Consider the following 11,791-nt stretch of genomic DNA (forward strand, 5'->3'; position numbering starts at 1 on the left):
CTTTATAAAAAATCAATCCCATTAACCAGCGCCGGAAATCATAGAGCAAAAAAAAGAATGCGTATAGATAATAAATCAGATCAAACGAATTAAATGTAATTCATATGAACTATTAGGAGGTGTTAATAATAAGATCATTTTTATGAATATTATATCTATAGTCATTGCCTGACTTTAAAATATAAATTTGAGTGATCATTCAGGGTTGACTTTCACATGAGGAGAAGGTGTTTTTTGTGCGGTATTATCAATGGGATAGAGGTTTTTTGATTCGTTTTCTCATTCCGTTTGAACGAGTGAGTCTATCGGGTAACGACTGCTGTCAGATGACTCATTTATTACGTATTTTCATCACTCTTTTTATGGAATAATGTTATTTGAGCATTTAAAAAACGCCGGACAGGTTGCCCTGCGCGGCGTTTTATTTTCTTCGTGTTCCTCAAAATTCATACCGGCATATCAATTAGCAGTGCGCGTAACGGTGTAATGGCGGAAACCGTCAGACTGTTTTCCTGATGGATAAATGCGCCATCACCACAGGCCAGTTTTTGTAGCTCGCGGCTGGCCGAACCCTGTGCATCTATCTTCCCGTGAATCGATTGCAAATAGGCGCGCGGTCCGCGTAACGGCAGCGTGATTTGTTCACCCGCTCCTAAATCCAGATGATGGATCCACACATTTTGCCGCAGTTGCAGGCTGCCCTTTTCACCGTCCGGTGAGGCGAGCAGGAAATGCGTGGTTTCTGGCAGCGTCATTTTCTGGGTGAGTGCGTTTTCATGCTCAGGACAGGCATCCAGCCACAACTGCATTCGCGTTAGCGGCTGACTGGCGCTGGTGTTCAGTTCGCTGTAACTGACATTGGGCTGGGCCGATAATAATGCCGCTTCCCCGGCTTGCGCCCGGACACTGTTGCCTGCGCTGTCGCGATATTCCGCTGCGCCTTGCAGGATAATATTCAGCACATCAACTCGCGGATAGGTACGTGGCTGGAAACTGGCACCCGGCGCCAGCACTTCCTGGTTCAGGACGCGCAATGACGCATAGCCCATGAGCTTCGGATCAAAGTAATGGCCAAAGGAAAATGTATACCGTGCCTGGAGCCAGCCAAAGTCAGCGGTACCGCACTCTTTTGCCGTTCTGCTGGTGATCATGGCGGTCGCCTCTCTTAAAAATTTCGATGTATAAATGGTAAGCGTCTGGACGTGTGATTGTTAGCCAGTTAATCTGGTCGCTATATTCAAATTTCCTGAAAGAGAAGAGAATGGCTAAGGATCGCGCACTCACACTGGAAGCCTTACGGGTCATGGACGCCATTGACCGCCGGGGCAGTTTTGCTGCTGCCGCCGACGAGCTGGGCCGCGTCCCGTCTGCATTAAGCTATACCATGCAAAAGCTGGAAGAGGAGCTGGATGTGGTGCTGTTTGACCGTTCAGGTCATCGGACAAAATTCACCAACGTTGGCCGGATGCTGCTCGAACGCGGACGTGTGTTACTGGAAGCGGCCGACAAGCTGACCGTCGATGCCGAAGCCTTAGCGCGCGGCTGGGAAACTCACATCACCATCGTGTGTGAGGCTTTATCGCCTGCTGCGCAATTGTTCCCGCTGATTGAAAAGCTGGCGCTGAAAGCCAATACGCAGGTGTCATTGATAACGGAAGTGCTGGCTGGTGCCTGGGAGCGTCTCGAGCAGGGGCGTGCGGATATCGTTATCGCGCCCGATATGCATTTCCGCTCTTCCACTGAAATTAACAGCCGCAAGCTCTACAAACTGGTCAGCGTGTATGTTGCTGCGCCGGACCATCCGATCCATCTCGAAGCCGAGCCATTATCTGACGTCAGCCGGGTGAAATACCGTGGCATTGCCGTGGCGGATACCGCCCGTGAACGTCCGGTGTTAACCGTTCAGTTGCTGGATAAACAGCAGCGCCTGACCGTCAGTACCATCGAAGAGAAACGCAAAGCCTTGCTGGCAGGATTAGGCGTGGCGACGATGCCTTATCCGATGGTCGAGAAAGACATCGAGGAAGGGCGTCTGCGGGTGGTCAGCGCGGAATATAACCGTGAGACGGATATCATCATGGCGTGGCGCCGTGACAGCATGGGCGAGGCAAAAGCCTGGTTCCTGCGTGAAATTCCAAAGTTACTGGCGACGCGGGAAGTGAAGTAAATTTTCCTTCCCCTTTTGTGAAAGGGGAAGGCGCAGAACTCAATCAAAAACGCGTATCGCGGCCGTGTTCAGACTCTAAATCCTGTGCCGGTCCGGTTGAGATTATGCCGTAAGGATTGATGGTCGCGTGGCTGCGGTAATAGTGATTACGGATATGGGAAAAATCCACCGTGTCACGAATGCCCGGCATCTGGTAGATATCGCGCAGGAAACCGTACAGATTCGGGTAATCGCTGATCCGGTAGCGGTCACACTTGAAGTGCGTGACGTACACCGGATCAAACCGCACCAGCGTGGTCCACAAACGGAGATCGGCTTCAGTCAGCTGATTACCGGTCAGATAACGGTGTTTACTCAGCAGTTCCTCGGCCCGTTCCAGCGCCGCGAAAACACCGTCAACCGCTTCATCGTAAGCGTCCTGAGACGTCGCAAAACCCGCCTTATACACACCATTGTTGATCTGCGGATAGACCCACTCATTAATCTCATCAATCGCCGGACGTAACGCCCCGGGATAATAATCTCCGGCTTTTGCACCCACGGCATCAAACGCGCTGTTAAACATGCGGATGATATCGGCGGACTCATTGCTGACGATGGTTTGCTGTTTTTTATCCCACAGGATTGGCACGGTAACGCGACCCGTATAATCATTCTGCGCCCGCAGATAGATCTCATAGGCATAGTTGAGATGATACAAATCATCGCCGGTTGCCGCCGGGAAATCAGTGCCGAAAGTCCAGCCATGTTCCAGCATCAGCGGATGAACGACAGAAACCGGAATAAACTCTTCCAGCCCTTTCAGCGTACGCATCAATAATGTGCGGTGCGCCCACGGACAGGCCAGTGAAACATACAAATGGTAGCGGTCGCGCTCTGCGGCAAAACCGCCCACGCCGTGCTCGCCAGGAGTGCCATCCGGCGTTATCCAGTTGCGAAACTGTGCTGCTGAACGTTTGAAATGACCGCCGGTCGACTTGGTGTCGTACCAGGTGTCCTGCCAAACGCCATTGACGAGTTGTCCCATATTTCCTCCTTCCCCGTCATCCTTCGAGCCGTAACCCGAATGATTCAGGCGAGATTTACAGATAACTAATAAAAAAGGGCGAGGTGATAAATCACATCGCCCTGCAGGTCACTCTTTTGTCTTATTTAATTATAGCGTGGATGTTGCTCCCTGGTGCCGGGGCAATTACCAGTTTTTCTTGATCAGACGGTCGATGCTGAATGCGCCCGGGCCGGAAGCGAACAGTACGAAGAAACCACCGGCGATGGACAGGTTTTTCATGAACATCATCTGGTTCACGCCCTGTGCGAAATCAGTGTGGAAAATCAGTGCAGTCAGAATGGTGAAGATTGCAGTGATCAGCGCCGTAGTACGGGTGAAGAAACCAAACAGAATCGCCAGACCGCCGCCGAATTCAAGCAGGATAGTCAGTGGCAGGAAGAAGCTTGGCACGCCCATAGACGTCATGTAACCCGCAGTCGCGGTGTAACCGTTGATTTTTCCCCAGCCTGCAACGATGAACAGGATTGGCATCAGAATACGGGCAACCAGCAAAGCAGTGTCTTGTAACTTGTTCATTTTCTACTCCAGATTAATATGCCCAAGGCGGGCTAAAATGTTACCGGTCCGGTCAGAAAATGTTTCATGCCGTTACCGCATCAGTTGATGACGAGATAATAAGTCGGATGGTTACGCTTTGTTAGCAAGTAAAACTGTTGGAATGCTTCAAATAAATTGAACAGCTGAGAGATTGTTATTCAAAAAGAAAAGGGCTGATTGTTTTCCAATCAGCCCTTTTAACAGGAGGAGGTTGAGGCTATTTGTTGCCGATGGTTTTACGGAACAACCTGACGGTGCCCCAGATGCCAAAAGCACGCCGTGACCAGCGGACGACCGCACTGGGATGGCGGATACCATAAACTGCCAGCAGGCTTGAGCCCACGACCAGATATTTACGCATATCTACCAGTTTTACCCAGTAATGATCTACTTTCGCGGTGGCCTCCAGCCAGTCAGAACCGGCCTGAGAAAGCTCGCCACGCTGACGCTCGATTTTGCGCAGCAGTCTGACTTTTTCGATAGCGCGGTCCGGAATACTCATTGCTCGTCATCCTTTTCCAGCAGGGCGCGATCAACGTCCAGTTGCTTGCGGGTGAGGCTGAGCAACGTGGAGCGTTTGGCTTTCGCCAGCGTCATTGCGCCAAGGATCACTGCCAGAAGCAGCAATACGCCCGTCGTCGTGGCTATCGCCGTAAGACGATAGGCCGGATCGATGGCCCAGAACAACACCACCAGCAAACTCATCAGACCAAAAGCGGTAAGTATCAGGGTAATCCCGACCATGAGCAGTAATTGGAAAATATTGGCCTTTTCCTCTTCCAGCTCGATAACGGCCAGTCTGACACGCGATTCAACAATGCTCACCATGACAGTAGCGATGCGTGAAACGATGTCAAACAACCCTTTTCCTGGTCCTTGTGGTGCAGGTTTAATTGGCTCAGCCATAATTAGCGGCGGGCTAACAGAACGCCGATGACAACGCCGACTGCGGCACCAATACCAACGCCAGTCCAGGGTTTTTCATGTACGTAATCGTCAGCTTTACCGGCAATTTCTTTAGTCTGATAGGCAATCTTATCGCCCGTATCGCTCAGACGTTCGCGGGTATCTTTAAGCAGGGATTCTGCTTTGCCACGCAGTTTATCGAGTTCAGCTTTCGGCTTATCGGTAGAGGTCTGAAGAACTTCTTCCAGCGTATCTGCCAATGACTTGAGTTCAGCGCGCAGTTGTTCTGATGTATTACTAGCCATGTGTAAGTCACTCCATACGTTAACTGATTCGAACTTTTAACATAGCGGATATTCAGGTTATCGCAAATACGAATTATCTGTTAACACCCACAGAAACCCTGAAAAATCCGCTATATCGCGGTAAATCGAACTACGGAAATCGACTCTGGCAGAAAGGATTACTTCGCTTCAGCTTCTTTCAGTTCAGACTTCGCTTCGTCCAGTTTATGCTGTTTTTTGATGACTTTGTCATGATCGCCTTTCGCCTGAGCTTCTTTCAGCTCCTGCTCACGTTCCGCGACTTTTTCACGTTTTTCTTCAATTTTTTTCTGCTTTTCAGCTTGCAGACCGGCCTCGGTGCAATGTTCTTTATTCTCGCGCAGCGCTTTTTCCAGTCCGTCTACACGGTTCTGATTGTTGTGCGCACGAGCTTCGTCGATTTGCTTCTGGATTTCGTTTTGCTTAGTGGCGCAGGTTTCTGGCTGCGATGCCGCAAAGCTGGCCGTGGTGAACAACAGGGCAGGGGCGAAAACGAGGGCGGTTAATGTCAGTTTCATCTTGTAGCTTCCTTTTAATGATTAAGTGAGTGTGGCACTTAATTTCCTAAATGATTAGTTGAGTGAATAACTCGCTTTGAATGATATCACCGCTGAATGGGCGGTGATATCAGATGAATCCCCTTTTGTCGCTAAGGGAATTATCCAAATTTCAGACGGTCGTGATCCAGTTTATGGATCCACGCTTTTGCGGTCGGCTGTTCGAAGTACTGAATCATAAATCCCGGCGGCAGAATATCCTGCAAGGCTTCTTCTGCCAGTTTGCGCTCAGATGAAGAATCAAGCTGAACCACCAGCCCGTCATTGAGCGGCGTAATGCTTTTGATATGGATGCCCCGCTGACTGAGGCTCTGGTAAACATAAAAGCCGTCAGGCAGTGACGTCCCGGTTCTGGCAGGGCGAATTTGCAGTGCGCTGGCAGGCACCGGCAGGTGCCATAATGCCAGTCCGAACATGGCCACAATCGCGACCAGCATCAGCATCCCCGGCCAGATGAATGACCGGCTTTTCAGCCTCTGGCTCATGATGCGCTCTTACCTTTGTTCTGACGGTCTGCATGTTTTTTCCGCCACAACACGACGATTGATCCTACCAGTCCGCCGATTAACAACAGCACTGGTAACAGCATCAGGCAATTCATGACCTGATCTTCATACTTGAGGAACAGCGGCGTTTTACCGAGGAAATATCCCAGCGAGGTCAGGATCAGGATCCACAACAAGCCGCTGACCCAGTTGAAAAACTGAAAACGACTGTTGCTCAGTCCTGACAGGCCGGCAATCGTTGGCAAGAGTGTGCGGACAAAGGCCAGAAAACGGCCCACTAACAGCGCCGAAAGGCCGTGCTTATGGAAAAGAGCATGCGCGCGTTCGTGATAATGCACGGGGAGATGTGTCAGCCAGCTTTGTACTATTCGCGTATTCCCCAGCCATTTTCCCTGCGCGTAACTGAGCCAGCAACCCAGACTCGCCGCACTGGTGAGCAGGAACAGCGTTAACGGGAAATTCATCGCGTCTTTGGCTATCAGAACACCGACCAGGATCAGCAGGCTGTCACCGGGCAAAAAAGCCGCAGGAAGCAGGCCGTTTTCCAAAAAAATGATCATGAATAAAATCAGGTACAGCGCCCAGACCAATGAAGGGTCCGCGAGGGTTTTATAATCTTGTTGCCAGAGGGCATCGATGAGTGAGGTGATAATTTCCATCTGTCTTGTGAAACTCCATCATTTTCAGTGAGTCAGCAAAAGCATCAGCGGAGAAAATGTCTCGACGCTGCCTGCCTGGCTGATAGGGTAGCCAAGTCCCTGGCGGGTTATTTGTTCTGATGCCGTTGTTTCTGATCCCATTAGTTTTGATGGCATTGTATTTACGCGCCATTTTGCTTTCTGAAACGTGACCCAAACGGGTAAAAAAAGTGGTCTAACTGTAACAAAATACCAATAGCTCAGACAGGTAAATATAGCGCGTTGAGGCCGATCATTTAAGTCTGAAGCGCGTTTGGGAAAGGGTTTTACATTGGCTGACACTACTCGACAGTGTCTGACAGGTTCTGCGGGCGAGCGGGGAGAAAGTGTAAAACGGCAGGTTGGGGGAATTAACCTGCCTTAAAGGGAATTATTTGGTGTTGAGCAAAGGCGGATCGAGATGCACGACCGGATTTTCTGAGTACAGATAACGGTCTACGTTGAACTCGAAATCATCACTTGTGGCGCGGAAAAGCATTTGCTTAGTGTTTTCCAGATGCTGCCACATCGCCAGTTTCGCCGCGTGCGGATCACGGCGGATCAGCGCTTTCAGGATCAGGTCATGATCTTCGCACCAGCTTTCAATCGACTTCTCGTCGATATGCTCATGCAGTTTGCGCCAGTAAGGATTGTGTAACCGCTGGCTCCACATCTTCTCAACAATGGTCGCCAGTGCGCTGTTTTGTGTCGCCTGTGCAACCTGCACATGGAATTTCAAGTCCCACTCAGAATCACGAAAACGGTCTTCCTGCCGCGCATGTTCCTGAATTTCCATCAGACGCATGATGTCTTGTTTCGTCACCTGAGTCGCGGCGAATTCAGCGATGTTACTTTCTATCAGCTGACGCGCCTGTAAAAGCTCAAACGGACCGGAGGTTCCAAACTCACTACCACAATCCGGCACCACCAGATGGCGCTGCTGGTTTGACATGACATGAATGCCCGACCCTTTACGCACTTCCACGTAACCTTCAACTTCGAGCATGATAATCGCTTCACGCACCACGGTGCGGCTGACATCCATTTCATCGGAAATCAGTCGTTCGGCCGGTAACTTCTCACCAACCGGGTACAAACCTGTTTCGATGCGTTCCTTGAGCGTAGCAGCCAGTTGTTGATAAAGGCGTCTGGTGTCTGTGGATTCCATATGAGTGCTCTTTAAAGTAGTGAAACCTGTAAGAAGTAAGTGTCGGACAGACCTGAGAACTTATTATACAAGTGCCAGTATACGATTTACGAAAGGCTGTTGCACCGTGCATTGGGCATAAAGGCTTTGGAGAAATGTCAGAAAACAGCAAAGCCCGGTAAAAGCATTACCGGGCTTTAATTCGATGGATCAGGCTTTTGCGGTTTTGAGCGGAGCCGGAGCCACTTCTGCTGCTGAGCGGTTTTGCAGAACAGTCCAGATGATGATTGCACCGAGCAGGTCAAAGACCGCGAGCGCTGCAAACAGCGGGCTGAAACCAATGGTATCGGCCAGCGCACCCACCACCAGAGCGAACATGGTACTTGCCATCCAGGCCGCCATCCCGGTCAGGCCGTTGGCTGTCGCCACTTCGTTACGACCGAACACGTCAGAAGACAAGGTGATCAGCGCACCGGACAGTGACTGGTGAGCAAATCCACCGATACACAGTAAAGCGATGGCTGCGTAAGGGCTGGTGAACAGGCCGATCATGCCAGGGCCAATCATCAGAACCGCACCCATGGTGACCACCATTTTACGGGAAACGATCAGGTTAACTTTGAAGTATTTCTGGAATAACGGTGGCAGATAGCCGCCCAGGATACAGCCGAGGTCAGCAAACAGCATCGGCATCCAGGCAAACATCGCGATTTCTTTCAGGTTGAAGCCATACACTTTGAACATGAACAGCGGGATCCAGGCGTTGAATGTCCCCCAGGCGGGTTCAGCCAGGAAACGTGGCAGCGCGATGCCCCAGAACTGACGGTTACGCAGGATCTGCATGGCAGACATTTTCTTGCCGTTGTCAGTCTGATGCTGTGCTTCCTGACCTTCCAGAATGTAATCACGTTCTTCAGTGCTGAGTTTCTTCTGATCTTTAGGATGCTTATAAAACACCAGCCAGCCCAGTGCCCAGACCAGGCTTAACGCACCGGTAATGATGAAGGCCAGCTGCCAGCTGTGCATCACGATACACCAGACGACCAGTGGTGGCGCAATCATCCCGCCGATTGAGGAACCGACGTTGAAGTAACCGACGGCAATTGAACGCTCTTTGGCCGGGAACCATTCGCTGCTGGCTTTCAGACCGGCAGGGATCATGGCGGCTTCGGCCATACCGACCGCACCACGGGCGATAGCCAGGCCACCCCAGCTGCTTGCCAGCGCCGTTGCCATACAGAAGATGGCCCACATGATAGCGAACATCGCGTAACCGACTTTGGTGCCCATTACGTCGAGCACGTAACCCGCCACCGGCTGCATCAGGGTATAACAGGCGGAATAGGCGGCGATAATATAAGAATATTGCTGTGTGCTGATGTTCAACTGGCTCATCAGCGTAGGTGCTGCGGCGGCAATAGCGTTACGTGTCAGATAACCCAGTATCGTGCCGCAGGTAACCAGCGCGATCATGTACCAGCGTAACCCTTTAATCTTAGCCATTTAACTCTCTCCCAGTAAATAATCCGGCGATGACAGCGACAGGCTGTCAGGGCGTTTTTCGCACCACCTGAATAAGCGTGGGGTTCTGGCTTTCCTTAACGTTTTCCGGGTACCACGCCGCCAGAAGATTTCACTGGGAGCTGCCCGATGCTTAACGCACTGCTTTATTGTTATTTGTGCGTTTGGATCCGATGAACGTCCTGGACACCAGAAAGATTGCTTCGCCATGGTCTGATTGAGCCCGGGAAGTGATTTGCCCGGGCAACAGCGAAAGGACGTGGCAGGTAATCTCTGACGCTCTTGTCCGGGCGAAGCAAAGATAACTTGTCATACAGATTTAAAATTTGAATGACATCACAAAACCACATTTATATTGTGTGGTTACTTAACTTTTTTAACTACAGAGTTATTTACTTGATTTTACAATGAAAAGTGCATTTAACATGATGAGCTTCACATTTTTCAGAAAGTGATTAACAAAGATATCGAAATTATCGAAACGAAATTGGTGTAACAACTTTACCGAATGATCACATTTAATCTGAACAGTTAATGAACAGGATTGTTTTTCCAAAATGACTGATAAGTTGTCGGTAAGAGTAAAAATGCATTAACAAAGCCCTGAGCAGCAGGCTTCTGGTGCGATATGAAGCGCAGACGGGAAATGAGTAAGGGGCAAAACGCTGATTTGTCACATCCGGTAAGAATTAACTTGTCATACAGATTTAAAGTTTGAGTGACATCACAAAATGACACTCTGATTGTGAGGATAATAGGTCACAGCGGTTTATAGCTTTAACGCTTTTATTTTACAGAGAGTTAGTGGGTTTTTATGGTCTCGGATCGCCCGCTTCTGCAGGGTTAACCCCCTAAAAAGAGCTGGACGACAATCTAAATTGGTGTGATAACTTCGCACCATTGAGTGATAACTCTACAGAATTCATGATGAGGAACCTAAGATGGCGCAGTTTTTAACGGAAGACTTCCTTCTCGACACAGAATTCGCACGTCGCCTGTATCACGACTATGCGAAAGATGAGCCAATTTTCGACTACCACTGCCATTTGCCGCCTGAGCTGATTGCACAGGACTACAAATTTAAAAACCTGTATGACATTTGGCTGAAAGGCGATCACTACAAATGGCGCGCGATGCGTACCAACGGTGTGCCTGAGCGTATGTGTACAGGTGATGCCAGCGATCGCGAGAAATTTGACGCCTGGGCTGCAACGGTTCCTCACACTATCGGTAACCCGCTTTACCACTGGACGCACCTTGAATTGCGCCGTCCGTTTGGTATCACCGGCAAACTGCTTTCCCCGTCTACCGCGGGTGAAATCTGGGAACGCGGTAACGAACTGCTGGCGCAGGATGACTTCTCCGCCCGCGGCATCATGAAACAGATGAACGTGAAAATGGTCGGCACTACCGATGACCCGATCGATTCTCTGGAACATCATAAAGCGGTGGCACAAGATTCCAGCTTTGATGTCAAAGTGCTGCCAAGCTGGCGCCCGGACAAAGCCTTCAACATTGAAGCGGGCACGTTCGTCGATTACATGAAGAAACTGGAAGCGGCGGCAGATGTCTCCATTACCCGTTTCAGCGATCTGCGTGATGCCCTGAAAAAACGAATGGATCACTTTGCGGCGCACGGTTGCAAAGTCTCTGACCATGCGCTGGACGTAGTCGTTTACGGCGAAGCGGACGACGCGACGCTGGACGGTATTTTGTCCCGTCGTCTGAACGGTGAAACGCCGACAGCGCAAGAAATTGCTCAGTTCAAAACCGGTGTTTTGCTGTATCTCGCTTCTGAATATCAGCGTCGTGAATGGGTACAGCAGTATCACATTGGCGCGCTGCGCAATAACAACACCCGTATGTTCCAGCTGATTGGCGCAGATGTCGGTTTCGACTCCATTAACGACCAGCCGCTGGCAGAACCGCTGTCAAAACTGCTGGGCGCGCAGGGTCTGGCCGGTGGCCTGCCTAAAACCATTCTGTACTGTCTGAACCCGCGTGATAACGAAGTGATTGGCACCATGGTCGGTAACTTCCAGGGCGAAGGGATGCCGGGCAAAATGCAATTCGGTTCCGGCTGGTGGTTTAACGACCAGAAAGACGGCATGCAACGTCAGATGACACAGCTTGCCAACCTGGGCTTACTGAGCCGCTTTGTCGGCATGCTGACCGACAGCCGCAGCTTCCTGTCCTATACGCGTCATGAATATTTCCGCCGCATCCTGTGCCAGATGATCGGTCGCTGGGTGGAAGATGGCGAAGCACCGGCAGACATCGAACTGCTGGGCAATATGGTGAAAAACATCTGCTTCGACAACGCCAAACAGTATTTCCAGATCGAACTGAACTGATCTGCATGAACTAAGCAGTCATCACTA

13 protein-coding genes are annotated in these 11,791 nt (G+C 50.5%); 2 read left to right on the top strand and 11 right to left on the bottom strand.

What is annotated here, in order from left to right; all coding sequences use genetic code 11:
• Window positions 1-446: 446 nt before the first annotated feature.
• Window positions 447-1,151 carry a pirin family protein gene (locus EC840_RS17405; RefSeq protein ID WP_129638097.1) on the bottom strand — a complete coding sequence of 235 codons (705 nt, stop codon included), beginning with the start codon at window positions 1,149-1,151 and terminating at the stop codon, window positions 447-449.
• Window positions 1,152-1,261: 110 nt separating this feature from the next.
• Between EC840_RS17405 and EC840_RS17415 the strand changes: the two genes are divergently transcribed.
• A complete protein-coding gene (locus EC840_RS17415; RefSeq protein WP_112288085.1) occupies window positions 1,262-2,167 on the top strand; it encodes a LysR family transcriptional regulator in 906 nt (301 codons plus the stop codon).
• Between the two features lie 43 nt (window positions 2,168-2,210).
• On the opposite strand, the gene EC840_RS17420 is transcribed toward EC840_RS17415, so the two are convergent.
• From EC840_RS17420 to EC840_RS17465, 10 genes are all read right to left on the bottom strand, one after another.
• The gene (locus EC840_RS17420) at window positions 2,211-3,194 is read right to left on the bottom strand and encodes a glutathione S-transferase family protein (protein WP_132966332.1); all 984 of its coding nucleotides are present in this window, start codon (window positions 3,192-3,194) and stop codon (window positions 2,211-2,213) included.
• A 165-nt stretch (window positions 3,195-3,359) separates the two neighbouring features.
• A complete protein-coding gene (locus EC840_RS17425) occupies window positions 3,360-3,752 on the bottom strand; it encodes a DoxX family protein (RefSeq protein WP_112288087.1) in 393 nt (130 codons plus the stop codon).
• 238 nt (window positions 3,753-3,990) lie between these two features.
• Window positions 3,991-4,275 (bottom strand): YqjK-like family protein, encoded by a 285-nt coding sequence (locus tag EC840_RS17430; protein ID WP_113876740.1) that lies wholly within the window; start codon window positions 4,273-4,275, stop codon window positions 3,991-3,993.
• Window positions 4,272-4,679 carry a phage holin family protein gene (locus EC840_RS17435; RefSeq protein WP_112288089.1) on the bottom strand — a complete coding sequence of 136 codons (408 nt, stop codon included), beginning with the start codon at window positions 4,677-4,679 and terminating at the stop codon, window positions 4,272-4,274. The genes EC840_RS17430 and EC840_RS17435 overlap by 4 nt, the downstream gene beginning before the upstream one ends.
• A 2-nt stretch (window positions 4,680-4,681) precedes the next feature.
• The gene (locus EC840_RS17440; RefSeq protein ID WP_013577208.1) at window positions 4,682-4,984 is read right to left on the bottom strand and encodes a YqjD family protein; all 303 of its coding nucleotides are present in this window, start codon (window positions 4,982-4,984) and stop codon (window positions 4,682-4,684) included.
• Between the two features lie 158 nt (window positions 4,985-5,142).
• A complete protein-coding gene (locus EC840_RS17445; RefSeq protein ID WP_112288090.1) occupies window positions 5,143-5,520 on the bottom strand; it encodes a DUF1090 domain-containing protein in 378 nt (125 codons plus the stop codon).
• A gap of 140 nt (window positions 5,521-5,660) precedes the next feature.
• Window positions 5,661-6,044, bottom strand: a complete 384-nt coding sequence (gene mzrA / locus EC840_RS17450; RefSeq protein ID WP_132966334.1) for an EnvZ/OmpR regulon moderator MzrA — start codon at window positions 6,042-6,044, stop codon at window positions 5,661-5,663.
• On the bottom strand, window positions 6,041-6,724 hold the full coding sequence (locus EC840_RS17455) for a DedA family protein (RefSeq protein ID WP_132966336.1): 684 nt from the start codon (window positions 6,722-6,724) through the stop codon (window positions 6,041-6,043). Before EC840_RS17455 ends, mzrA begins: the two co-directional genes overlap by 4 nt.
• A gap of 409 nt (window positions 6,725-7,133) precedes the next feature.
• Window positions 7,134-7,910, bottom strand: a complete 777-nt coding sequence (gene exuR / locus EC840_RS17460) for a transcriptional regulator ExuR (protein WP_112288093.1) — start codon at window positions 7,908-7,910, stop codon at window positions 7,134-7,136.
• Between the two features lie 189 nt (window positions 7,911-8,099).
• Window positions 8,100-9,392: an MFS transporter gene (locus tag EC840_RS17465; protein ID WP_112288094.1), complete on the bottom strand. Its 1,293-nt coding sequence runs from the start codon at window positions 9,390-9,392 to the stop codon at window positions 8,100-8,102.
• A gap of 959 nt (window positions 9,393-10,351) precedes the next feature.
• On the opposite strand from EC840_RS17465, the gene uxaC reads away from it, so the two are divergent.
• Window positions 10,352-11,764 carry a glucuronate isomerase gene (gene uxaC, locus EC840_RS17470; RefSeq protein WP_129638100.1) on the top strand — a complete coding sequence of 471 codons (1,413 nt, stop codon included), beginning with the start codon at window positions 10,352-10,354 and terminating at the stop codon, window positions 11,762-11,764.
• Window positions 11,765-11,791: the final 27 nt, after the last annotated feature.

The sequence above is a fragment of the Rahnella sp. JUb53 genome (assembly GCF_004346065.1).
GTDB classification, from domain to species: Bacteria; Pseudomonadota; Gammaproteobacteria; order Enterobacterales; family Enterobacteriaceae; genus Rahnella; species Rahnella variigena.